Annotated in this window: 18 protein-coding genes; 5 read left to right on the forward strand and 13 right to left on the reverse strand. The window is 62.3% G+C overall.

Annotated elements, in window-relative coordinates:
- Window positions 1-29: 29 nt before the first annotated feature.
- The 7 genes from KI610_RS18460 to KI610_RS18490 form a co-directional block, all read right to left on the reverse strand.
- On the reverse strand, window positions 30-956 hold the full coding sequence (locus KI610_RS18460) for a response regulator transcription factor (protein ID WP_226496400.1): 927 nt from the start codon (window positions 954-956) through the stop codon (window positions 30-32).
- Entirely contained in the window at window positions 943-4,335 is a 3,393-nt protein-coding gene (locus KI610_RS18465) for a hybrid sensor histidine kinase/response regulator (RefSeq protein ID WP_226496401.1), read from the reverse strand. Before KI610_RS18465 ends, KI610_RS18460 begins: the two co-directional genes overlap by 14 nt.
- Window positions 4,336-4,396: 61 nt before the next feature.
- Complete coding sequence (locus tag KI610_RS18470) at window positions 4,397-5,644, reverse strand: dihydroorotase (RefSeq protein WP_226496402.1); 1,248 nt, start codon at window positions 5,642-5,644, stop codon at window positions 4,397-4,399.
- Window positions 5,645-5,647: 3 nt separating this feature from the next.
- The gene (locus KI610_RS18475; protein WP_226496403.1) at window positions 5,648-6,607 is read right to left on the reverse strand and encodes an aspartate carbamoyltransferase catalytic subunit; all 960 of its coding nucleotides are present in this window, start codon (window positions 6,605-6,607) and stop codon (window positions 5,648-5,650) included.
- A complete protein-coding gene (pyrR, locus tag KI610_RS18480) occupies window positions 6,600-7,109 on the reverse strand; it encodes a bifunctional pyr operon transcriptional regulator/uracil phosphoribosyltransferase PyrR (RefSeq protein WP_226496404.1) in 510 nt (169 codons plus the stop codon). Before pyrR ends, KI610_RS18475 begins: the two co-directional genes overlap by 8 nt.
- Window positions 7,093-7,521, reverse strand: coding sequence for a Holliday junction resolvase RuvX (gene ruvX / locus KI610_RS18485; protein ID WP_226496405.1), 429 nt, complete (start codon window positions 7,519-7,521; stop codon window positions 7,093-7,095). Before ruvX ends, pyrR begins: the two co-directional genes overlap by 17 nt.
- A 16-nt stretch (window positions 7,522-7,537) precedes the next feature.
- Window positions 7,538-8,098, reverse strand: coding sequence for a YqgE/AlgH family protein (locus KI610_RS18490; protein WP_226496406.1), 561 nt, complete (start codon window positions 8,096-8,098; stop codon window positions 7,538-7,540).
- A 38-nt stretch (window positions 8,099-8,136) separates the two neighbouring features.
- On the opposite strand from KI610_RS18490, the gene KI610_RS18495 reads away from it, so the two are divergent.
- Window positions 8,137-9,543, forward strand: coding sequence for a cryptochrome/photolyase family protein (locus tag KI610_RS18495; RefSeq protein ID WP_226496407.1), 1,407 nt, complete (start codon window positions 8,137-8,139; stop codon window positions 9,541-9,543).
- A 50-nt stretch (window positions 9,544-9,593) separates the two neighbouring features.
- Here KI610_RS18495 and KI610_RS18500 read toward each other — a convergent pair whose 3' ends face one another.
- From KI610_RS18500 to KI610_RS18520, 5 genes are read right to left on the reverse strand one after another with little or no spacing between them, the layout of a single operon-like run.
- The gene (locus tag KI610_RS18500) at window positions 9,594-15,101 is read right to left on the reverse strand and encodes an Hpt domain-containing protein (protein WP_226496408.1); all 5,508 of its coding nucleotides are present in this window, start codon (window positions 15,099-15,101) and stop codon (window positions 9,594-9,596) included.
- Between the two features lie 42 nt (window positions 15,102-15,143).
- Window positions 15,144-17,255: a methyl-accepting chemotaxis protein gene (locus KI610_RS18505; protein ID WP_226496409.1), complete on the reverse strand. Its 2,112-nt coding sequence runs from the start codon at window positions 17,253-17,255 to the stop codon at window positions 15,144-15,146.
- Between the two features lie 38 nt (window positions 17,256-17,293).
- Complete coding sequence (locus tag KI610_RS18510) at window positions 17,294-17,806, reverse strand: chemotaxis protein CheW (protein ID WP_226496410.1); 513 nt, start codon at window positions 17,804-17,806, stop codon at window positions 17,294-17,296.
- A 5-nt stretch (window positions 17,807-17,811) separates the two neighbouring features.
- On the reverse strand, window positions 17,812-18,177 hold the full coding sequence (locus KI610_RS18515; protein ID WP_226496411.1) for a response regulator transcription factor: 366 nt from the start codon (window positions 18,175-18,177) through the stop codon (window positions 17,812-17,814).
- A gap of 14 nt (window positions 18,178-18,191) precedes the next feature.
- Window positions 18,192-18,566, reverse strand: coding sequence for a response regulator (locus KI610_RS18520; protein WP_226405783.1), 375 nt, complete (start codon window positions 18,564-18,566; stop codon window positions 18,192-18,194).
- A 223-nt stretch (window positions 18,567-18,789) separates the two neighbouring features.
- Here KI610_RS18520 and thiD point away from each other — a divergent pair, with 223 nt between their 5' ends.
- The 4 genes from thiD to sugE are packed head-to-tail and all read left to right on the forward strand — an operon-like array spanning window position 18,790 to window position 21,905.
- Window positions 18,790-19,668 carry a bifunctional hydroxymethylpyrimidine kinase/phosphomethylpyrimidine kinase gene (gene thiD / locus KI610_RS18525; RefSeq protein ID WP_226496412.1) on the forward strand — a complete coding sequence of 293 codons (879 nt, stop codon included), beginning with the start codon at window positions 18,790-18,792 and terminating at the stop codon, window positions 19,666-19,668.
- Window positions 19,658-20,290, forward strand: coding sequence for a thiamine phosphate synthase (thiE, locus tag KI610_RS18530; RefSeq protein WP_226496413.1), 633 nt, complete (start codon window positions 19,658-19,660; stop codon window positions 20,288-20,290). Before thiD ends, thiE begins: the two co-directional genes overlap by 11 nt.
- A complete protein-coding gene (gene hemL / locus KI610_RS18535) occupies window positions 20,287-21,570 on the forward strand; it encodes a glutamate-1-semialdehyde 2,1-aminomutase (protein ID WP_226496414.1) in 1,284 nt (427 codons plus the stop codon). The genes thiE and hemL overlap by 4 nt, the downstream gene beginning before the upstream one ends.
- A complete protein-coding gene (gene sugE / locus KI610_RS18540; RefSeq protein WP_226496415.1) occupies window positions 21,567-21,905 on the forward strand; it encodes a quaternary ammonium compound efflux SMR transporter SugE in 339 nt (112 codons plus the stop codon). The genes hemL and sugE overlap by 4 nt, the downstream gene beginning before the upstream one ends.
- A 49-nt stretch (window positions 21,906-21,954) precedes the next feature.
- On the opposite strand, the gene mgtE is transcribed toward sugE, so the two are convergent.
- Window positions 21,955-23,397, reverse strand: coding sequence for a magnesium transporter (gene mgtE, locus KI610_RS18545; RefSeq protein ID WP_226496416.1), 1,443 nt, complete (start codon window positions 23,395-23,397; stop codon window positions 21,955-21,957).
- Between the last annotated feature and the right edge of the window lie 32 nt (window positions 23,398-23,429).

Genomic DNA, 23,429 nt, shown 5'->3' on the forward strand with positions numbered 1-23,429 from the left:
CTCCCCGACCGACCGTAACCGGGCGTGACTCAGGCCCCGCGCATCTTGCTCATGGCCAGATTGGCCGCTGCCGTGCGCGTTTCGACGCCGAGTTTCTCGAAGACGTGTTCGAGGTGCTTGTTGACCGTACGCGGGCTGTTGCCGAGGATTTCGCCGATGTCGTTGCTGGTCTTGCCCTGCACCACCCAGTAAAGCACTTCGGCTTCGCGCTGGGTCAGGCGGAAGGCGGCGATCAGGGATTCGACGGCCGAGGCGTCGTTTTCTTCGCGCAGCACGACGAGCCATTCGTCGTCGCCGGTCTGGTCGTGGAAGGAGGCGAGCAGGCGTTTATTGCCTGCGGCGACGAGCAGGGCCGGCGCCTCGCGGCCGTCGGCGCGAGCGCGCAGGGCGGCGGCGATCCAGGCCAGCAGTTCTTCCGGGGCGACGGTTTCGGGGTTGGCGAAATAGGCGTTGAGCAGGCTGCGGGCGAGCGGCGTCTGCCAGACGACCTTGCTGTCGGCGGCGCGCACGGCGACGGTGGCCTGGCCGAAGGCGTCGAGCGCGCTGCGCGCCTGCTTCATCTGGCGGGCGTTGGCCATGTGGGCGGCGATGCGGGCGAGCACTTCAGCCGGGCGGATCGGCTTGGTGACGTAATCGGCGCCACCGGCGGCGAAGGCGGCGACGACATGCTCTGTTTCGGTCAGGCCGGTCATGAAGACGATGGGAATGTGCTGGGTCGTGAAATCGGCCTTCAGGCGACGGGCGACTTCGAAACCGTCCATGCCGGGCATCAGCGCATCGAGCAGGATGACGTCTGGCAGGCTTTGGCGGGCGCGTTGCAGCGCTGCTTCGCCGTGCGTCGCGACGAGCACGGTGTAGCCGGCTTCGTCGAGCGCATCGTGCAGCAGGGAGAGGTTTTCCGGCACATCGTCCACGATCAGGACGATGTCCGAAATGTTGCGGTCAACGGCTGGCATCGCGCATTTTCCTGAGAATTTCCTTCATCGCATCGAACTGGAATTGTCGCGCAAGATCGCGCAGGACGCGGACGAATTCGGCGTGCGAGGCATCCATCCGCTCGATTTCGGCGAGCTTGTTGAGAATGCCGCGCAGGTAGCCGAGGGTAATTAGTTCATCGAGCGCGGCCATGTCGGTTTCACCAGGCGGCAGCAGGGGGAGCGGTTCGGCCGGCGTGGTCTGTGCCACCGCAGCCGGCGCATCGGCGATCACCCATTCGAGGTCGAGCTTGCGGCCCAGCCAGGTGAGCAGTTCGTCGACCTTGAGCGGCTTGACGATGAATTCCTCGGGCGTCACGCCGACATCGTTGTCCAGCCCCTTGTCGTAGGCATTGGCCGAGAGGATGGCGATGCTGGCCTCGTTGTGGCCCTGCTGGCGCAGGCGGCGAATGGTTTCCCAGCCGTCGATGCCGGGCATGCCGAGGTCCATGAAAATGAGGTGCGGCGCGAAACGCGGCACGGCGGCCAGGCATTCGTAGCCGCTGGCGGCCTGCTCGACGACGAAGCCGAGCGGTTCGAGAACATTTTGCAGCAGGTCGCGGTCGACCTTTTCGTTGTCGACAACGAGGATGCGCCGCCGCACGCCGACGTAGCCGATGCGGTTGAGTTTCGGCAGCTCCTTCGCCGCCTGCGCCGAATGCACGGAGGGCAGGAAGAGGCGGATGCGGAACAGCGTGCCTTCGCCCGGCGTGCTCGACACCTGCATTTCGCCGCCCATGAGGTCGGTCAGCATGCGGGCGATGGTCAGGCCGACGCCGCTGCCGCCGGCTTGCACGCTGCTGCCGCGCGTGAAGGGTTCGAAGATGCGTTCCATGTCGGCAGCCGGGATGCCGGGGCCGGTGTCGCGGATTTCGAAGATGGCCATGTCGCGCCGGCATTCGACGCCGAAAGTGACGCCGCCGCGCACGGTGAATTTGACGGCGTTGCCGAGCACGTTGATGAGGATCTGGCGCAGGCGTTTTTCGTCGGCGCGGACGACGGCCGGCAGTTCGCCGACCGGGCGGAACTCGAAAGACAAACCCTTGTTGCGCGCCTGCAGCTCGAACATGCCGACGATCTGTTGCATGAGTTCGGGGAAATCCATGGCCTTGACGTCGAGCGTCAGCTTGCCGCCTTCGATGCGGGCGATGTCGAGCGTACCTTCGATGACCGACAGCAGGTGGTCACCGGATTTGCGGATGACGCTGACCGCCTGCGCGCGATTGGGCGGCACGTCCTCGTCGGCGGCGAGAATCTGGGCGTAACCGAGGATGCTGTTGAGCGGCGTCCGGAGTTCGTGGCTGATCGCCGTGATGTAGCGGCTCTTGGCCTGATTGGCGTGCTCGGCAACGACGCGGGCTTTTTGCAGCGCCTCGTCGGTGCGCTGGTGCGATTCGATTTCCTGCATGAGCAACTGCGTCTGGCGGTTCGATTCCTCCTGCGCGACGCGCCGGCTTTCCTGGGTCAGCACCATCCACCAGGCGATGACGCCGGAAAGCATGAGCAGTGCGGCGAAGGTCTTGATAAAACTGTCCTGCAGGCGGGCGATGACTGCCTGCTCCGGCGCACCGAGGGCCAGCAGTTCGTGGGTGTACAGCACGCCAAGGATGAGCGCCAGAATCGGCACGATACCGGTCATCAGCAGCAGGTAGTGGCCGAGGCCGGTTTCGAGATAGGGCAGCGCCGCCTTGGGCAGGATGCGCCTGAGCACCGCGTTCCATTGCGCGCCGAGGCTGGCCTGCGGCTTGCAAAGGTCATGGCAGCGGGCATCAAGCGTGCAGCACAGCGAGCAGATCGGCCCCTGATAGGCGGGGCAGTAAGCCATGTCCTCGCCCTCGTAGTCGCGTTCGCAAATTGAGCATTTTTTCCGGTTGACCGTCGCAATCTCTTTCGGACGAACCAGGTAGTAACGTCCGCCCGTTCCCCAGGCAATCAGCGGCGAAACGAGGAAGGCAGCGACCAGCGCGACAAACGGTGCATAGGGCTGAAGAGCCTCGCCGAACAATCCAACGAAGGTGCCGACCGACAGCGCCGAGGCAATGGCCATGGCGCCGACGCCGACCGGGTTGATGTCGTAAAGGTGGCTGCGCTTGAACTCCAGCCCCGGCGGCGACAGGCCGAGCGGCTTGTTGATGATGAGGTCGGCAACAACGGCCGCCATCCACGAAATGGCGATGTTCGAGTAGAGGCCGAGGACCTGACCGAGCGCCTGGAAGACATCGAGCTCCATGAGCAGCAGCGCGATCAGCGTATTGAAAACGACCCAGACGACGCGCCCCGGGTGACTGTGGGTCAGCCGGGAAAAGAAATTCGACCAGGCCAGCGAGCCGGCGTAAGCGTTGGTGACGTTGATCTTGAGCTGCGAAATGACGACGAACAGCGCCGTCGCAGCGATAGCCAGGGTCGTGTTGTCGAAGACGTGCGAGAAGCCGATCAGGTACATCTGGTTGGGATCGACGGCCTTTTCGGCCGGGATGCCGTTGCGCAGCACGAGCCAGGCGAGCAGCGCCCCGCCGAGCATTTTGAGGACGCCAGGAACCACCCAGCCGGGCCCGCCGATGATGACGGCGAGCCACCAGAGGCGGTTGTTGGCCGGCTTTTTTTCCGGCATGAAGCGCAGGTAATCGACCTGCTCGGCCATCTGGGTGACCAGCGCGATGCCGACGGTCAGCGCCGCTGCGAACAGATGCGGATTGAAGCTGGCATCGCCGCCGCGCTCGCCACCGTATTGCCAAAGTCCGGACAGCGCCTGCGGGTCTTCAAGAAACAGGAAGGCATAGGGCAGGACGAGCAGGAAAATCCACAGCGGCTGGGTCCATGCCTGCAGTTTGCTGATCGCCGTGACGCCGTGGGTAACCAGCGGGATGACGACCAGCGCGCAGATCAGATAGCCCCAGACCGGTGGAATTTTGAAGGCGAGCTCGAGCGCGTAGGCCATGATCGCCGCTTCGAGCGCAAAGAAAATGAAGGTAAAACTGGCATAGATCAGCGAGGTGATCGTCGAGCCGATGTAGCCGAAGCCGGCGCCGCGCGTCAGCAGATCCATGTCCAGCCCGTGCCGGGCGGCCATGACGCTGATCGGCAGGCCGATCAGGAAAATGATCAGGCCGGTGGCGAGAATCGCCCAGAAAGCGTTGAGAAAACCAGCCTGGACGAGCATGGTCGCGCCGACCGCTTCGAGTACCAGAAAGGAGGCCGCGCCGAAAGCCGTGTTGGCGACGCGCAGCTCGGACCATTTGCGAAAGCTGCGCGGCGTAAACCGCAGCGCGTAGTCTTCCAGGGTTTCGTTGGCTACCCAGGTGTTGTAGTCGCGCCGGATTTTGATGATGCGCTGGGTGGCCGTCGTGAGCTGTGGATCCATGCGGCGATTAAACCATGAATCGACAGCTCAGACGGCCAGGCGAATCAGTACTGAAAACGCCTCAAGCCTGATAAACGACGCGTCCGCCAACCAGCGTGGACTTCACTTTGCCGGTCATCATGTAGCCGGTCCATGGCGAATTCTTGCCACGGCTCTTGAGGGCTTCCGGCGTCAATTGCCAGGTCGCTTCCGGGTCGAAGATGCAGATATCGGCCGCTACGCCGACGCCGAGTTGACCGCTGGGCATGCCGAGGACAGTAGCCGGCGCCGAAGTGATGCGGGCCAGCGCGTCAGGCAGGCTGACGCCGGCTTCTTCGGCCCATTTCAGGGTGAGCGGCAACAACACTTCAAGCCCGGTCGCCCCCGGTTTGGCTTCGCCGAAAGGCAGCAACTTGTCGTCGGCGCCAACCGGCGTGTGGTCGGAACAGATGGCGGCCAGACCCGCAGCAGCGGCTTTCGACAAGGCCAAACGGTCGCTTTGGGCGCGCAGCGGCGGGCTGAAACGGGCGTGCGGATTGAAGTAGCCGATGTCGTTTTCGGTGAGCAGCAGGTGATGGACGCCGATGTCGAAAGTCACCGGCAGACCTTCGTGCTGCGCCCGCTGGACGAGCGCCACACCAGCCGCCGACGACAGGCGGGTCAGGTGCACGCGGCAACCGGTATCGCGCACCAGTTGAACGATGGTGCCGACGGCGATGGTTTCGGCGGCGACCGGAATGCCGGCCAGACCGAGACGGCTGGACACCTCGCCCTCATGGGCGATGCCGTTGCGCGACAGCCAGTAATCCTGCGGCTGCAGCCAGATGGCGAAATCGAAAGTGGCGGCGTATTCCATCGCGCGGAGCAGCGCCTCGGTATCGGTCACCGGCTTGTTGGCCTGCGAGAAGGCGACACAGCCGGCTTTTTTGAGACCCGCCAATTCAGCCAGACGTTCGCCCTGCAAGCCGAGGGTCAGCGCGCCAAGAGGCAGGACACGCGCCTTGCCGATTTCGGCGCCGCGATGGACCAAACGGTCGGCCAGTTCCGGCTCGTCAAGCGGCGGATCGGCGTCGGGCGGCACGACGACCGAAGTCACGCCACCGGCGACGGCGGCGGCCAGTTCGGCTTCGATGGAGTTGAGGCGGGCGCCGAGGTCGATGAGGCCAGGGCAGACAACACAGCCAGCAGCGTCGATGGTTTTGTCGGCAGCAAAGCCGGCCGGCGCTTCGCCGAGCCCGGCAACCTTGCCATCGGCAATGAATAGCGAAGTGCTACGGTCAACGCCGTTTTTCGGGTCAATTACGCGGCCGTTCTTGATTTCGATGTTCATTTATCAGTTCCCCGCAACGATGCTCATGACGGCCATGCGGACCGCGATACCAAACGTGACTTGCGGCAGGATCACGGCCTGCGCCCCATCGGCCACCGCCGAGTGGATTTCGACGCCGCGATTCATCGGCCCCGGGTGCATGACAATGGCGTCGGGCTTGGCCAGCGCCAGCTTTTGCGGCGTCAGGCCGTAGTGGCGGAAATATTCGCCGGCCGAGGGCAGCAACGCACCGGTCATCCGCTCGTTCTGCAGGCGCAGCATGATGACGACGTCGACGTCTTTCAAACCTTCGTTCATGTCGTGAAAGACATGCACGCCGAGCTTGTCGAGATGCTTGGGTAGCAGGGTTTCCGGTCCGATGGCGCGGACTTCCGGGACGCCCAGCGTGGTCAAGGCGTGGATGTCGGAACGGGCGACGCGCGAGTGCAGGATGTCGCCGACGATGGCCACACGCAATTGCGTGAAATCTTTCTTGTAGTGACGGATCGTGTACATGTCGAGCAGACCCTGCGTCGGGTGGGCGTGGCGGCCGTCACCGGCATTGACGACATGCACGTCGTCACGGCCGATGCGCTGCAGGTGCTCGGCGATCAGGTAGGGCGCGCCGCTCGAGGCGTGGCGCACGACAAACAGGTTGGCGTGCATGGCGACGAGGTTGTCGATGGTGTCGAGCAGGGTTTCGCCCTTGCTGGCCGACGATTTGTTGATGTCGAGGTTGATGACGTCAGCACTCAGGCGCTTGGCGGCGATTTCGAAGGTCGTCCGCGTCCGCGTCGAGTTCTCGAAGAACAGATTGAAGACGCTCTTGCCGCGGAGGAGCGGCACCTTCTTGACGTCGCGGGCCGAGACTTCCATGAACGATGCAGCGGTGTCGAGAATCTGCGTCAGGATGCGTTGCGGCAGGCCTTCGATCGACAGCAGGTGGGTCAGTTCGCCATCCTTGTTCAACTGCGGGTTATGCATTTTCCATCCTCCAGGCCAGTCGACCGTCATCCTGTTTGGCGAGCACCAGATTCAGGTTGTCGTTCAACTCGACGCCCCAGGCGCCGTAGGTTGCGGCCACCGGCAACTCGCGGCCGCCGCGGTCGGCCAGCACGGCCAGTTCGATGGAGGCCGGACGACCGTAGTCGAACAGTTCGTTGATCGCCGCCCGCGTCGTGCGCCCGGTGTAGAGCACGTCATCGACCAGGATCAGATGGCGGCCTTCGACATCGAAGGGAATGACCGTCGGCTTGCACTGCGGGTGCAGGCCCTTTTCGGCGAAATCGTCGCGATAGAAGGAGACGTCGATGAGGCCGATCTCTTCCGGCAAATCGAGCAGTTCCTTCAGGCGCTCGGCGATCCACGCGCCGCCGCTGTAGATGCCGACCAGCGCAGGATTTTTCGAGAGATTCGGGCGTATCAGCTCGGCCAACTGGCGACACTGCGCCTCGGCATCGGGCAAAACTTCAGGATGGGATGACATGGTGCGGGCTTTCGAACCAGGTTTGAAGGATGAGTTGGGCGGCCACGGCATCGAGCAGCGGCTTGGCGGATTTGCTGTTGCGGCCGGTTTCACGCAGGCGGGATTCGGCATCGACCGAGGTCAGGCGCTCGTCGGCAAAGCCGACCGGCAGGTTGTAGCGGCGCTTGAGGCGCTCGGCGAACTTGGTCGCCAGCCGGGTCATTTCGTGCGGCGTACCGTCGGCATGCATGGGCAGGCCGACGACCAGTTGCACCGGCTGCCATTCGGCGACCAGTTTGCCGATGGCGGCGAAACGGTCGTCGTTCGATTCGGCGTGGATGGTGGTCAGCGGGTGGGCCGTGCCGAGCATCGTTTCGCCAGTGGCGACACCGATGCGCTTTTCACCGAAGTCGAACGCGAGGACAGTGCCCATCAACGAGCTGACCTGCTCATGCGTGACCGGCCACGTCGGAGAGCTGGGTAAAGCTGATGCCAAGCTTTTGCATGGCGGCCGGCAGGCGTTCTTCCGGCGGCAGGTCGAAGAGGATTTCAGCCTTGGCCGGCACGGTCAGCCAGGAATTTTGCGCCAGCTCATTTTCAAGCTGCCCGGCATCCCAGCCGGAGTAGCCGAGTGTGACGATGATTTCGGCCGGCAGACCTTCGCTGCCCACGGAATTGAGCACATCGCGCGAACTGGTCAGGCCGACCTCGCTATTGACGGCCAACGTCGACTGCCATTTGCCGATTGGGCGATGCAGGACGAAGCCGCGGTCAAGCTGGACCGGGCCACCGAAATAGACCGGCAGGTTGGCCAGACTTTCTGCCTCCAGCTTGATGTCGATCTTGTCGAACAAGCCGGCCAGATTCATGTCAATCGGGCGATTGACGATGATCCCCAAGGCCCCGTTCTCATTGTGTTCGCAAATGTAGATCAGGGAATTGGAGAAATACGGGTCTTCCAGCGTCGGCATCGCGATGAGGAAGTTGTCGGTCAGGTTGACGTTGTCCATGACTGGAATTTTAATCGCCGGGAGGGTACAAACCAACCATGAAAAAAGAAAAAGCCCTCGTCTGGTTTCGCCGTGACCTGCGCGACCATGACCACGCCGCCATGAGCGCGGCACTGGCCGGGGCGCAACAGGTTTATTGCGCCTTTGTTTTTGACACTGAAATTCTCGACGCCTTGCCCGGCCGGCGCGACCGGCGTGTTCATTTCATTCGCCAATCGCTGGTCGAACTCGATGCGGCCCTGCGCACCAAGGGTGGCGGTCTGATCGTCCGCCATGGCCGGGCGACCGAGGAAATTCCCTCACTGGCCAGGGAACTCGGCGTGTCGGCAGTGTATGCCAACCGCGATTACGAACCCGCGGCCAAACGGCGCGACTCCCTCGTCACCGAGTCGCTGAAGGCGAGCGGCATCGAGTTTCACGCCTTCAAGGATCAGGCTGTCTTCGATGGCAATGAGGTGCTGACCCAGGCTGGCAACCCTTTTTCGGTATTCACGCCTTACAAAAATGCCTGGCTGAAGCGCCTGACCGCTGCCGACTGCGCCGAATGGCCTTGCCGTGGGCAACTAGCCGGCAAGGAATTGGCGGGCGTCCCGACGCTGGCCGACATCGGCTTCGCGGCGACTGACCTCGACGAACTGGGCATCCGCCCCGGCATGTCGGGTGCCCGCACCTTGTGGGATGAGTTCCGCCAGGAGCGCATTGAACGCTATGGTGCGCTGCGTGATTTCCCAGCGGTGAAGGGCGTTTCCTATCTGTCGGTGCATCTGCGCTTCGGCACCATCGGCATTCGCGAACTGGTCCGCACTGCGCTGACCGCCAAGGACACGACCTGGCTCAACGAACTGATCTGGCGCGACTTCTATTTCATGATCCTCGATCATTTTCCGCACGTCGTTGGCAGCGCTTTCAAGCCAGCCTACGATGCCGTGCACTGGGACGACTGGCCGGCTGGCCTGGCCGCCTGGAAGGAAGGGCGAACCGGCTATCCGCTGGTCGATGCGGCGATGCGCCAACTCAATCACAGCGGCTGGATGCACAACCGGCTGCGCATGATCGTCGCCTCATTTCTGAGCAAGGATCTCGGCATCGACTGGCGGCTCGGCGAACGCTATTTCGCCAACCAGCTCAACGACTTCGACCTCTCGGCCAACAACGGCGGCTGGCAATGGGCGGCCTCAACTGGCTGTGATGCACAACCGTATTTCCGCATTTTCAACCCGGTGACACAGTCAGAGCGCTTCGACCCGGAGGGCAAATTCATCCGCCGTTACGTGCCCGAACTGGCGAAAGTCGCCAACAAATACATCCACTCGCCGTGGCAAATGGGGCGCATCGAACAGGAGAGCATTGGGGTGGTGATCGGGCGGAACTATCCGGCGCCGATTGTTGAACACGCTGCGGCCAGGGAAAAGACTTTGGCGCGCTACGCGATACTTAAAATTTAGGCAATATTTCCGGTTGACCGTGGAATCCCACGGTCAACCGGAAATTCAGGCTATTTTTTGCAATAACCGGCCACGATACCCAGCAACTCGGCTTCGTCGTACGGCTTGCCGAGGTAGTGGTTGGCGCCGATCTCGAGCGCGTAGTTGCGATGCTTGTCGGCCGTCCGCGAGGTGATCATGACCACCGGCAACGCGCGCAGGCGGGCGTCGGCGCGCAGGTTGCGGACCAGATCGAAACCGTCCATACGCGGCATTTCGATGTCGGACAGAATGACATCCGGCGTCACCTCGACCAGTTGCTCCAGCGCATCGACGCCATCCTTGGCCAGAATGACCTGATAGCCCTCACGCATGAGCAGGCGGCTGGTGATCTTGCGCACGGTCAGCGAATCGTCGACCACCATCACGGTCGGCAAGTGGGCGACTTCCGTCATCACCGGCGGCAGCATGGTGGGCACGGCGGTATGGACGCTGGAAACCGTTGTCCGGCTGGCCAGCGCAACCGGGTTGAGGATCAGCACGACCTTGCCGTCGCCGAGCACCGTGGCACCCGAAATACCGACGACGCGGGCAAGCTGGGCGCCGATGTTCTTGACGACGACTTCCTGGTTGCCCTTGAGTTCATCGACGAGGATACCGACCCGTTGCGAGCCCGAACGTAATAACAGCGCCCAGTATTGACGGTGCGCCTCCGGTACGGCCTCCATGTCGCCGAGCAGATGGGGCAGGAAATGGAAGGGGTAACGATTGCCCTGCCACTCGATCTCGCCTTTTTCGCGAACGGCGGCGAGCGCCTTTTCCTTCATTTCCTTGACCTGTTCGATCATCGTCGACGGCACCGCGTAGAGATGGGTGCCAACACGAACGAGCAGGGTCTGCGTTACCGCCAGCGTGAGCGGCAGGTAGAGACGGAAGGTGGTGCCCTGACCAAACTCCGACTGGATTTCGATACGGCCGCCAATTTCGCCGACCTCGGTTTTCACCACATCCATGCCGACGCCGCGGCCGGACAGCTGGGTCACTTCGGAGGCCGTCGAGAATCCGGGCTGGAAGATGAAATCGAAGAGCGTTTTTTCATCGGCCGCCTGCCCCGGCGGGAGCAAGCCCATGGCCTCAGCACGCGCCCGGATGCGGCCCAGATCGAGCCCCTTGCCGTCGTCGCTCATGGCCAGAACGATTTCGTTACCTTCCTGCGACAGCTTGATGACGATTTCGCCGGCCTCGGCCTTGCCGGCGGCCAGGCGCTCGTCACGGCTTTCGACGCCGTGTGTCACGGCATTGCGCAGCATGTGCTCGATCGGCGCCAGCATCTTGTCGAGCACCGAACGGTCGATATCAACCTGACCACCGACGATATCCAGATTGGCCCGCTTGCCGACTTCCTTGGCAGTCTGCCGGACGATGCGGTAGAGGCGCTCGGTCTGGCTGGCGAACGGCACCATGCGCACGCCCATGAGCTCCTGCTGCAGGCTGCGGTTGAGGCGCGACTGGGCGAGAATCGCCGCGTTGGCGTCGTCAAGATTCTTGAGCAGACTTTGCTGTACCGTCGCCACGTCGTTCACCGACTCGGCCATGAATCGGGTCAGTTCCTGAAAGCGGGTGAAACGGTCGAGTTCAAGCGGATCGAAATCGACCTCGCTGTCCGGCGTCTGGGCGACACGGGCCTGAATCTGCGACTCGGCCTGAATTTCAATTTCGCGCAACTGGCGACGCAAACGAATGACGTTTTCCGTCAGTTCGAGCAAGGAGCCCTTCAGGCTGCGCATTTCGCCTTCGATCCGGGTACGGGCAATCGACAGTTCGCCCGCCTCGCTGACCAGACGATCGATCAGATCGGCACGGACGCGCAAGGTTGCCCGCTGACCGCCAGCCTCGGCATCCGCCTCGGCTTCGGCCGCCGGCAATTGACCTTCGGCGGCAAGCGTCTCGGCGCCCGGTTCTGGCGCCACCGCAGCAACCGGCTCCTGAGGTCCGGCGCGCAGACGCTCGACGGCCTGGTCGAGCACATCGCAGCCACTTTCGATTTCGTCGATGAAGGCCGGCGTCACGTGGCCGGCGCGCAGCATTTCTTCAAGCCGGGCTTCGAGATGGTGGGTCGCTTCGCCGAGATTCATTGCCCCGGCCATGCGCGCACTGCCCTTGAAGGTGTGCAGCAGTCGGGCAATCGCATGCGGCGCCGCATCACCGGTCAGATCGCTGCGCCAGGCGCGGACCTGGGTGGTCAGGTCGCGCGTCAGATCGACGGCTTCCTCAAGGAAGATCGGCAGCAGTTGTTCGTCGAGTTCGTCGTTCAGTTGCGGCAACACGACTACCGGCACGGCCTGGACCGGCTCGGCCAGAGTCTCGGCGACTTCGGCAACCCTGCCCGGAAGCTCGATGATCTCGGCACCGGCGGGTGGCATTTCATCGGCAGGCTGGGTGGCATGGAGGAATATATCCTCCAGCGCCGCAATCAACTGGACCTGCTCGTCCGGCGAGCGTTGCAATGCCAGCCCGGCAAACATTTCTTCGAGCGTGATGATGGCCTGACGAACGGTTTCAATGCCTTCAATGCTTTCCGCCTGCCCCGAACCGTCGCGCCGCAACAAGGCGTGTTCAAGGGCGATGGCCAGCCGATGGAGCGGCATCAGGCCGACGGTTGCCGCAATGCCACCCAGGGTATGGGCGGCACGGGTCATTTCAAAGGTGGTCGGCGCCGATGGATTGGCATCGATAACGGCGTAACTCTCAACCAGCGTCTGCAGATGGCCGCGGGCTTCTTCGCGGAATATGTCGTAAAGCGTCGGCGATTCGCTGGCCGGCGGCGTCGAGACATTCGAAATTTGCTCGTTTTCCGGCGTTGACCGTAGCACTGTCTCTTCCGGCTCGGCCTGAATCTCCGGCTCGTCCGGCAAGGCCTGAATTTCGATCTCTTCAGACTCCGAGATCGGCTGATCGACGTCTTCCAGGGTGCTTTCGAGTTCTGGCAGTTCGATGGCGAAGTCGGACACTTCCTCTGCCACCAGCGGAGCCTCTTCAAGCAAGGCGACAGGCTCTTCAAGTGACTCGAGCTGTTCTTCGACCAATGCCGGGGTTTCTTCCGGCAGTTCAAGTGCCGGCACCTCGACTGGCTCGCTAACCGGCAGGACTGTCTCAACAATCACCGCCGGTGTTTCTTCAACCGGTACCGCCGCCGGAACATCCACGCCACGCAGGCGTGCCGCCAGAGCGACCAAAGCCGTCGGGTCGGGAGCTCGGCCCTGCCCCGACTCGAGATGAACGACCCACTCGGCAAACAAGGCGTGAGATTCCTCGATCATGCGCTGGAGATCAGGCGTTACCGCCGTATCCTGGCGCAGCCAGAGGTTAAGCGTCTGTTCCAGTTCCCATGCTGCTTCGCCGAGATCCTTGAGGCCGACCATCCGGCCACTACCCTTCAGGGTATGCATGGAGCGGCGAACGGTGGTCAGCGCCTCGACGTTATCCGGGGTGGCAGCCAGCAAGGCTTTCTGCTCAGCGATAGTGGCCAGGACTTCGTTGGCTTCTTCGAGGAAGATAGCCAGCAGTTCAGCGTCGATCTCTTCGTGGGTCGATTCGGCCAGTTGCAGTGTTTCAGCGGAAGGCGCCGGCGCGTCGGGTGCCTGGGGCATGAGCCCGGACAAGGCGGCATCGAGCTCGACACCGGACTGCAAGGCAGCCAGCGCCGCCTTGGCCGACTCGCCAAGTTCGCGGTTGGCGACAAGGTCGGCATCCTTCTGGATGTCCTGCAGATTTTGCTTGAGTTCATCGTGCAGACGAGCATCTTCCGGCGCTTCCTTGAGCGCATCGGCAAGAACCTGCATGTCGCGCGCCTGCTGGACAAGGAGTGCCTCGACCGTCGGCGCCGCGGCAGCCTCCACTTCCGGCACCGGCTCATCCGAAACCTCGCCGCTCATGCGACGAACGAAGGCATCGAAATCGGTTTCGCCGTTTTGCAGGGAATCCACAAAGAAGCCGAGCAACGACAATTGGTCGGCAACAGCTTCGAAGTCCTCACTGGCCGGCTGATAGTCCGCCTGGGCAAATCGATGGATGCTGGCCGCGCATTCCTTGAGGCTGTTGACCGCGCCAAAATGGCCAAGCATGGCCAATGCCCCACTGATCTGCTTGATCTGATTGTCCAGCTGGAGAAGGTCATGCGCCTTGCTCGGATCGCGGAAAAATCCGTCGAGCGCCTGTTCGATCTGCGCCAGATTGTTCTGGATTTCCCGGCCAACCTGACCGATCAGCAGTTTTTCCTGAGCTCGCCGGGTCATCTCGTCGAGCAGCGGGATGCCCTCGTCAGCCGCCGGCCGGCCGGCAATACAAGCGTAGAGGCGAGCGACCATGAGGTCGACCTGCTGCGCGAAATCGGTGCCCAGACGGCGGAAATTTTCCTGCGCATTCTCGAGCAGCAGGATGGTGGTGGCCACTTCCATGGCCACCGCATCGTTGAAGCGGGAAGGCTCTTCGGACAACCAATTGGCGACGGCACCAAGCCCCTGACCTAGACGCTTGAGATCGGTCTGGCCAATTTCTTCGGTCAGCAGGGCGCAGTTACGCGCATTGTCGACAAAACCAGCCAGACTGCCCGTATTGCCCGTACAAAACCGGCTCCATAACTCTTCAGCCGCCGTCAGCGTCTCGCGCAACTTGCGCAATTCACCGTGATGCGGCAGCGGTGCCACCTGAGAAGCGGCGCTCGGCAGCAGATCGGCCAAGGCAAAAACCGACTGGACCTCGGCAATTTCAGGGCTCAGATCGGCCGGCGCCTGGGCAATGTAATAAAGGGATTCGCGCAGAACGCGCTCGGCCACATTGTTCGAGCCGCCGACCAGACGCCGGATCTGGGCATCGATGCGGGAACAAAGCTGACGCGACGATGGATCGGCGCCGAGCACGGGATCAGCCAGCGCTTCAAGGACACCGAGAGAAATCCACCAGAAGGAACGCGCGGCCGGTGTCGGCTGGACGGCTTCGATTTCGGCGATGGCCTCTCGCATCATGCGGCGACCGGTTTCAGCATCGGCCGGATCGCGCAACCAGCGCAGCAGGCCTTTCTGGAACTGCATCCGCTTGACCTTGAGCGTGCGCAGGAGCTCGTCGGAATCAAGGATGGGCACGTCGCCCTCGCGTTTCGGCGGACGACGCGAAAGATCGGGATAAAACAGATCGCAGGGATGCGCGCCGGGCAGGCCGCGAGCAGCCTCCAGTTCCTGATAAACAGGCAGCAGCACGAGCGGATGGTTGGGCTCGCCCGCCATCAGGTCATCGAGATACTGGCGCAAGGCACTCAATGTCTGGCGCAGAACGGTGACCGCTGCATCCCCGGAGGGCAGTCGATCCTCCTCCATGCCGGCGAGCAAGGCTTCGGTGGCTTCGGTCAGCAGTGTTACGCCGTCCAGGCCAACCATGGCCAGCGCACCATGCACCTGGTGAACATGGGTCCGGCAGAACTTGAGCTGCGTCCGGTCGGCGCTCGCGACATATTCGTCGAGCGCCTGCTCGGCGCGTTGCAAGGCCAGATCAATTTCGCCCTTGACCCACGTCAGCGGGCCCAAATCAAATTCCGTTGCCGCGTTCATAATCTCTCGCGATTATCGTCAGTCGACCTTGAAGCCGGCGACCGAGCCCTTCAGTTCAGAAGCCAGCGCAGTCAGCTCATCGACCGCCTGTGCTGTGCGCTGCGTACCGGCCGTTGTCTGTTCCGTAACGTGCAGGATGTCTTGCATCAGGCGCGCCACCTGGGTAGCCGAATCAGCCTGATTCTGGGTTGAGGTGGAAATGCTCTGAATCAGGTCGGCCAGATTGCGTGACACGTCGCCGATCTCGGACAGCGCCTGACCGGCCGCATCGGACAGCTTGGCCCCTTCGACCACACCGCGGGTCGACTGTTCCATGGCGGACACAGCATCCTGGGTGTCTGTTTGAATGGTCTTCACAATCGCCGCAATCTGTTTCGTTGCCTCGCCGGAACGTTCGGCCAGCCGCTGCACTTCCTCGGCAACCACCGTAAAACCGCGCCCGGCATCACCGGCGGAGGCGGCCTGAATGGCGGCGTTGAGCGCCAGCACGTTGGTCTGCTCGGTAATGTCGGAAATCAGTTCCACGATTTCACCAATTTCCTGCGAGCTTTCACCAAGGCGCTTGATGCGCTTCGAGGTTTCCTGAATCTGGTTGCGAATTTCGTTCATGCCCTTGATCGAATCCTGCACGGCCGCCGTACCCTTTTCAGCAGCCTGCAGCGACTGCCGGGCAACCTGGGCTGACTCCGTTGCATTGCCGGAAACCTCGGACATCGAGCGCGCCATTTCCAGAGCCGACTGACCGGCCTCCTGAATTTCGGAGGATTGCCGTTCGGCCGCATCGAGCAGTTCGGCTGAGGTCTGGCGAGCGATTTCGGTTGCCGCAGTCACGCGGTTGGCCGCGTCATTGATACGACCGACCAGCACGCGCAGTTCTTCAATGGTGTAGTTGATCGAGTCAGCGATGGCGCCCGTGATGTTTTCACTGACGGTCGCGGTAACGGTCAGGTCGCCATCGGCCAAGTCGCCCAGTTCGTTCATCAGACGCAAAATGGCGTCCTGGTTTTCGCGGTTGGTCTGCTCCGAAGCGTGACGCTGGTCTTCCGCGTCCGCAGCGCGACGCCCGGTATCGTCAAGATAAATCTTGGCCAGCAAGGCCAGCGTGGCCAATGCAATCAGGGTCAGCACGATCAGCAGCACGATATACATGCCGCGTTCAGCCAGACCTTGCTGGTAACCCACGGCCAGGTCGTCGGTTGATTTCAGCAAATCCTCGCTCTCGCGGAAAATCCGCGAACCGGCCTGCTTGGAAAGGACCAGCGGCTGCATGTTGCCGAGAATGCTGGCAATTGCCCCCTGATACTCCTTGAAGGCCACCTCCAGGCTATCGAGCTTGCTGCGGCTGTCGGCATCGTTGCCACCCTTGCTCAGGGCGCCCAGGATGTCGCGGAAGGCGTTGGTATCCTTGCCGAGGAGGAAGGCGACTTCCGGGTTGATTTCGTCACCGACGAGCAGGGCCGAGGCATTTTTGGCGATACGCTGGGTGAGCATGACCAACTGGTTGGACGAGGCAATGTCACGCGACGATGCACCGCCCTGCAGTTTCAGCGTAGCCAGCTGTTCGGTCAGCTCAAGCATCGCCGAATTCTTGTTGTCGATGGTCGCGACGTTCTTGCCCAGGGCAACGAGGTTCGCCTCCTGGGCGATCACCGTTTCCGCGTCCTTGTCGGTCGTTCCCCAGCGCTCCCCGAGGGCTTCAAGCTGCGGGCGAACGCTGTCGGGCGAAGGCGGAACGCTGACATTGCCGATTTCGCCACCATTCGAGAGTTGATCGAACAGTTTGCCGAAGGTTTCGCGCGACTCTTTCAACTGCGTAAAGGCCACCGCATTGCCCTGCAGCGCCAGCGACGACGCTTTCGCCAACCGCTGCGACAACATGCGCATTTCGCCCGAGGCCGCGATGTAAGCCGTGTTGTGGGTTGACTCACGGTTGTCGTGGAAAACCAGGCCGGCAATCAGCAAGAGCAGGGCGATGAAGATACCGCCGAGTATCTTCATCTGCTGGATGACAGGCTGCCCGGCGAGGAAAGCAGGCAACGGCATTTTGCCCGGGGGCATATCGGCCGAAACGGTCATCTGGGCAGATGATCCACCACCTGCAATCTTCGGAAGCTTGAAACTGAAAGCCATGGAAATCCTCCACTTGGGGTAGGGGCGAAAGCCCTCTGTTAAACCCCGATATTCATGAAATCCTGATCGGCGAGCAGTTCGCGCACCGAAAGCTTGTGCCAGACTTTTCCCTGCGTATCGGCAAAACGCTGCCTGCCCCAGGCCGGCATCGAAGCATCGACCGGTTCGGCGGTGAAATCATCAGGATTTTTCAGGCCAAGCATGCGCGATACGAGCAGCGCGGCATTGACGCCGTGACGGGCACCGATCAGCAACAAACGGGCGTTGGCATTCTGAACAATGGGCGGACCGCCGCGAAAGAGCGAAAAGTCGCTGACCGCATGCAGGTTGCCGCGAATATTGGCAATCCCGGCAAACCACGGGTGGGTCATGGGGACGGGCGCCAGCAGAGAGGCCTGAACGATTTCGCCACCGTCTGACAGATCGACCAGCCATGATTCGCCGCCGGCCTCGACACCGAGCCAGGACGACGATCCCTTACCCTTGGCCGCATTGCTCAGACGCGTCGCCAGATATTCCTGAAAATCACGAAGACTGGTTTTCCGGGCCATCTGGATTACGGCAGCGCGGCAATTCGTTGCAGCAATTGTTCCGGATTCAGCGGCTTGACGAGATAGTCGACCGCACCTTGGCGCAAGCCCCAGATCTTGTCGGTTTCCTGCCCCTTGGTCGTGCAGACAATGATCGGGATATTCTTGGTTTCTTCATCGCGAGTCAGGGTGCGCGTTGCCTGATAGCCGTTCAACCCGGGCATCACGACATCCATGAGAATCAGGTCGGGCTTGCTGGCCTTGGCCTTGGCGATCCCCTCCTCGCCATTTTCCGCAGTGGTCACCTGATAGCCGGCCTTGGTCAGCAAGTCGACGGTAAAAAAGCGCTCAGTGGGCGAATCGTCGACAACAAGAATATTCTTTACGGGCATGTGCTCTCCCTGAGCTACGTATTGGATTCTGTCTCGGCCGGCAGAGCAAACGTGGCGACCGTTTGCAGCAGGCTGTCTTTTGTGAATGGTTTGGTCAGGTACTGGTCGGAACCGACCATGCGCCCGCGCGCCCGGTCGAACAAGCCGTCCTTTGAGGAAAGCATGATGACCGGCGTGGCCTTGAATTTGGGATTTTTCTTGATCAGCGAGCAGGTCTGGTAGCCATCAAGACGCGGCATCATGATGTCGCAAAAGATGACGCTGGGCTGATGGTCGGCAATCTTGGCCAACGCATCGAACCCATCTTCGGCCAGTACAACCTGACAGCCCGCCTGGACGAGAAAAATCTCGGCGCTACGCCGTATTGTATTGCTGTCGTCAATGACCATGACCCTGACGCCGCGCAGTCTGGATAAATCAGCCACTATCCCTGTCCCCTGTGCCTCTGACGGAGGCGTTATCGGTGCATCATACTACGGAAGTATTACGGCAAGGCAATGCCTATAACAGTGTCACAGCTTTCCGATGAGCACTTCGGCAGCCTCGAGATTCGGATAAAATCGCGGCCATCTTACCCAATTCCCTTCGCTCCCGCCAAGGGCGCGAATCATAATGAATTCCACCACCCCCACACCGCCCTGTCCGCCGATGGTGCTGGTCTTTTCGGCCAGCGACCCATCGGCCGGCGCCGGCATGCAGGCTGACATCCTCACTTTGGTCAGCCTCGGCTGCCATCCGCTCAGTGCCTTGACGGCGCTGACCGTGCAGGACACGGTGGGGGTGCAGAGCGTCCAGGCAGTCAGCGCCGAGCTGCTCGAGCAGCAAGCGCGAACGGTTCTCGAAGACATGCCGGTGGCGGCCTTCAAGATCGGCATGCTGGGCAGTGTCGAGAATGTGATTGCGGTCGCCGAAATTATTTCGGACTACCCGGAGATCCCGGTGATCTTCGACCCGGTGCTCGCATCCGGGCGGGGCGACGAGCTGTCGAGCGAGGATGTCATTTCGGCGATTCGCGAAATGTTGCTGCCGCAAACCACCTTGCTCACACCGAATGCGCCGGAAGCGCGGCGACTGGCCGAAAATGACGAAGACGAAGGCGAGCCCTCGATCGACGTGTGCGCCCAGCGCCTGATTGAAATGGGCGCGCAGTACGTGCTGATTACCGGCACGCATGAAAACACCCCGAAGGTGGTCAACACGCTGTACGGCGCCGATGGCGTCATTCGGCGCGACCAGTGGGAACGCCTGCCGGGCAGTTACCACGGCTCCGGCTGCACGCTGGCTTCGGCCATTGCCGGCTGCATCGCCGGCGGAGCCAGCATGGAAGACGCTGTGCACGACGCCCAGGATTACACCTGGCAAGCCTTGGCCGCCGGTTTCCGGGCCGGCATGGGCCAGTTCATCCCGGACCGCTTTTTCTGGGCACGCGGCGACGATAACGAACCGGGCCAAAATGAAGAGAAGGACGACGGCAAAACTGATGGAGCATAAATTGCGTGGCCTTTACGCCATCACGCCGGAGCACGCCGATGGCGCCCGTCTGCTCAGCGAGGTTGAAGCTGCCCTGGCCGGCGGTTGCCGGATCGTTCAATATCGCGACAAAACCAGCACCATGCCCGAACGCGTCGCCCGCGCCCGGGCACTGCGTGAACTGACCCGCCGTCACAATGCAAAATTGCTGATCAACGACGATCTGGCCCTGGCTGTTCTCGTCGAGGCCGATGGCGTGCATCTGGGCAAGGATGACGGCAACCTCATGGCAGCCCGCGCCATGCTCGGACCCAACCGCATTCTCGGCGCATCCTGCTACGCCGATTTCGCCGCCGCGCAAACGGCCGAGGCAGCCGGCGTCGATTACGTCGCCTTCGGTGCAGTCTATCCGTCACCGACCAAACCGAACGCACCGCTCGCCGGCAGCGATTTGTTTTTTGCCGCAAAAAACCGGTTGACCGTAGCAAGCTGCGCCATCGGCGGTATCACGCTGGCCAACGCGCCGCCGCTCATCGCCGCTGGCGCCGACCTGCTCGCCGTCATCACCGACCTGTTCAGCGCCCCCGACATCGCGGCGCGCGCCACCGCCTATCAACGCCTTTTCGAGAAAGCCCAGTCATGACCTCATGCAACCAGCAACTGTTCGAACGCGCCCAGCGCCACATTCCGGGCGGCGTCAATTCGCCCGTCCGCGCCTTCCGTTCGGTTGGCGGCACGCCCTGTTTCTTCCAGAAGGGCGTCGGCCCCAAGGTGCAGGATGCCGACGGCAAGTGGTACACCGACTACGTTGGCTCGTGGGGCCCGATGATCCTCGGCCATGCCCATCCGGACGTGATCGCCGCCGTCCAGGCCGCTGTCGTCGACGGCCTGTCCTTCGGCGCGCCGACCGAGAAGGAAGTCGACATCGCCGACCTGCTCTGCGACCTGGTACCGTCGATGGACATGGTCCGCCTGGTTTCATCAGGCACCGAAGCGACGATGAGCGCCATCCGCCTGGCCCGTGGTTACACCGGCCGCGACATCCTGATCAAGTTCGAAGGCTGCTACCACGGCCACTCCGACGGCCTGCTCGTCAAGGCCGGCTCCGGCCTGCTGACCTTCGGCAATCCATCGTCAAGCGGCGTTCCGGCCGGCGTAGCCGAGAACACCATGGTCCTCACCTACAACGACCCGCAGGAACTGGCCGACGCCTTTGCCAAGCATGGCGACAAGATCGCCGCTGTCATCGTCGAACCGGTGGTCGGCAACATGAACCTGATCGCCCCGACCCAAGCCTTCCTGAACGCCATGCGTGAGTTGTGCACGAAAAACGGCTCGGTGCTGATTTTCGACGAAGTGATGACCGGTTTCCGCGTCGGCCTCAAAAGCGCGCAAGGCCTGTTCGGCATCACGCCGGACCTGTCCACCTTCGGCAAGGTGGTCGGCGGCGGCATGCCGCTCGGCGCCTTCGGCGGCAAACGCGCCATCATGGAACAGATCGCCCCGCTCGGCCCGGTCTATCAGGCCGGCACGCTGTCCGGCAACCCGATTGCCACGGCGGCCGGTCTGGCCACATTGAAGCTCATTCAGGCACCCGGTTTCTACGAAGCACTGACCGCCAAAACCAAGGCCTTGTGCGACGGCCTGGTCGCCGCCGCGAAAAAACATGGCGTCGCCTTCGCCGCCCAGAACATCGGCGGCATGTTCGGCCTCTATTTCGCCGATAAGTGCCCGGGCACCTACGACGAAGTGCTGGCCTGCGACAAGGAAGCCTTCAACCGCTTCTTCCACGCCATGCTCGACGCCGGCCATTACTTCGCGCCGTCGGCCTTCGAAGCCGGCTTCGTCTCGGCGGCACATAGCGATGCCGACATCGCGGCAACCATCGCGGCTGCCGACGCTTACTTCGCCACAATCAAGTGAGCTCGGCTTCCGCCTGGCTGATCCTGTTCGTCGCCGGCCTTTGCGAGATCGGCTGGGCGGTCGGGCTCAAATACACCGAGGGTTTCAGCCGCCTGGGGCCATCGGCCGCGACGGTGGTGGCGATGATTGCCAGCGTCGTCCTGCTCGGCTGGTCGCTCAAGGTGCTGCCGCTCGGCACGGCCTACGCCGTGTGGACGGGCATCGGCGCCGTCGGTACGGCGATCCTCGGCATATTCCTGTTCGGTGAATCGAAGGAAGTGGCGCGGCTGGTCAGCATCGGGCTCATCGTTGCCGGCATCGTCGGTTTGAAGCTGCTGACGCCGGACTCGCACTGATCGCCACGGTCAACCGGAAATAACGGCCAAAATTGAAATGGCCGCCCGGTTACATCAGCAGTAGCGTCGCCAAGCCGAGGAAGATGAAGAAACCGCCCGAGTCAGTCAGCGCGGTGATCATCACCGAACCGCCCATCGCCGGATCGGCGCCGAACTTCTGGCGCAGCAGCGGAATACCGACGCCGGCCGACGCCGCCAGCAGCAGGTTCAGCGTCACCGCCGAGGTCATCACCAGGCCGAGCTTGACGCTGCCGTACAGCCACCACGCGGCAATGCCGAGCAAGCTGCCCCAGATCAGGCCGTTGATCGTCGCCACGCCGAGCTCCTTGCGCAGCAGGCGGCGCATGGCGTCGGGCTGGACCTGACCCATGGCGATGGCGCGGACGATCATGGTGATCGTCTGATTGCCCGAGTTGCCGCCGATACCGGCGACAATCGGCATCAACGCGGCAAGCGCCACGAGTTTTTCAATCGAATCCTCGAAAGCGCCGATGACGCGCGAAGCAACAAAAGCAGTAACCAGATTGACCGCCAGCCAGGCCCAGCGGTTCTTCACCGAGTCCCAGACCGAGGCGAAAATGTCTTCTTCCTCGCGCAGACCTGCCTGGGCCAATTGCTCGTGCTCGGCTTCTTCGCGGATGTAGTCCACCACCTCGTTAACCGTCACGCGACCGACCAGCCTGCCATCCGGGTCGAGCACCGGGGCCGAGACGAGGTCGTAACGCTCGAAGGCCTTGGCCGCCTCTTCGGCGAGGTCGTCGGGTTCAAACTCGACGAAATCGGTCTGCATCAGCGTACCAACCTCGACTTCGACCTCATTGACCAGCAGGATGTTGAGCGGCAGCACGCCTTTGAGGTGTTCATCGCGATCAACGACGAAAAGTTGATCGGTATGGTCGGGAAGTTCGTCGAAACGGCGCAGATAACGCAACACAACTTCGAGCGAAACGTCCTCGCGGACGGTGACCATGTCGAAGTCCATGATTGAACCGACCGACTCTTCCGGATAGGACATCGCGGCGCGCAATTGCTCGCGCTCTTCGATCGGCAAGCCGCGGAAAACGTCGTCGATAACGCCTTGCGGCAGGTCGGGGGCAAGGTCGGCGAGCTCGTCGGCATCGAGCGTTTCGGCGGCGGCGACCAGCTCGGTGCGCTCCATCGAGTCGATCAGGGTTTCCCGAACGGCGTCCGATACTTCGAGCAGGACTTCGCCTTCGAGCTCCGGATTGACCAGCCCCCAGACAATCAGGCGCTCGTCCTGCGGCAATGCTTCGAGAACGTAAGCGATGTCGGCCGGATGCATCGGCTCGAGGCGGGCCTGCAGCGCATTCAGGTGCTGCTTGTGCACCATTCCCTCGACCAGGTTGTGGCGCGGACCTTCCTGCCGGTGCACCAGCTCCTCAACCAGCTTGTGCCGGGCGAGCAGGGTCTGCACCTCGGCGAGGCGTTCCTGCAAGTCTTCGGTATCGGTCAGCTGGGCTTCTTCGCTCATGGTGCGGCGCCGCAAAAGGTGGGGCATTTTAG

The sequence above is a fragment of the Ferribacterium limneticum genome, from assembly GCF_020510565.1.
GTDB lineage: Bacteria > Pseudomonadota > Gammaproteobacteria > Burkholderiales > Rhodocyclaceae > Azonexus > Azonexus limneticus_B.